This window comes from Marinitoga arctica, assembly GCF_054657315.1.
In genome coordinates this window covers 1-1,100 of sequence record NZ_BAAHYY010000064.1, presented here as the reverse complement: position 1 = coordinate 1,100, position 1,100 = coordinate 1, and the positions used below count along the sequence as shown (strand labels likewise).

The 1,100-nt window shown below is 30.5% G+C and carries 1 protein-coding gene; it reads left to right on the top strand.

Features of this window, described 5'->3' with window-relative positions; genetic code table 11:
- Positions 1 to 1,092: adenosylhomocysteinase (locus ACYQ44_RS10340; protein ID WP_459997196.1), on the top strand; the 1,092-nt coding region annotated here is incomplete at its 5' end.
- Positions 1,093 to 1,100: the final 8 nt, after the last annotated feature.

Here is a 1,100-nt window from a genome sequence, read left to right as displayed (position 1 = left end):
CTTGAAGCAAAAACAGCATATACTGCAGTAGTTTTACATGAACTAGGGGCAAACGTAGCAATAACAAGTAGCAATCCATTATCCACACAGGATGATGTAGCAGAAGCATTAAAAACATATGGTGTAAACGTTTATGCAAAAAGAAGCACAGATGAAGAATTGTATTGGAAGAATATAGACAAAGTTTTATCTATAAAGCCAAATATAGTAATAGATGATGGAGCAGATTTAGGAGTAAGAATTGTGGAAAAATACCCAGAATTATTAGAAAATATATGGGGTATAAATGAAGAAACAACCACAGGAATAAAAAGATATAAAGCACTGTTAAAAGATGGGAAATTAAAGGTTCCTGTAATAGATGTAAATGATTCATATATGAAGTATTTATTTGATAATAGATATGGTACAGGTCAATCAACTTGGGATGGTATAATAAGATCAACTAATTTAACAGTAGCAGGTAAGAATGTTGTTGTAGCAGGATATGGATGGTGTGGAAAAGGTGTTGCCATGAGAGCAAAAGGATTGGGAGCAAAGGTTATTGTAACAGAAGTTGATCCTATAAAAGCAATAGAAGCTGTTATGGATGGATTTGAAGTTATGCCGATGGATGAAGCAGCAAAAATAGGAGATTTCTTTATTACAGTAACGGGAGATACAGATGTAATAGTTGAAAGACATTTTTTAAAAATGAAAGATGGAGTAGTATTAGCAAATGCTGGTCATTTTGATATAGAGGTTAAAGTTAAAGATTTGGAAAGAATAAATATAGAAAAGAAAGAAGTAAGAAATGGTGTAACTCAATATACAATGCCAAATGGAAATAAGTTATATTTATTAGGAATGGGAAGGCTTGTAAATCTTGTAAATGGTGATGGGCATCCAGTAGAAATTATGGATTTATCTTTTTCATTACAACTTGAAGGAGCAAAATATTTAAAAGAAAATAAAGGTAAGATGGAAATAGATGTTAAACCTGTTCCATATGAAGTAGATTTAAAAATAGCAAAAATTAAATTAAAATCAATGGGAATAGAAATAGATGAATTAACACCTGAACAAATGAAATATTTAAATAGCTGGAAATAAAAAAATCA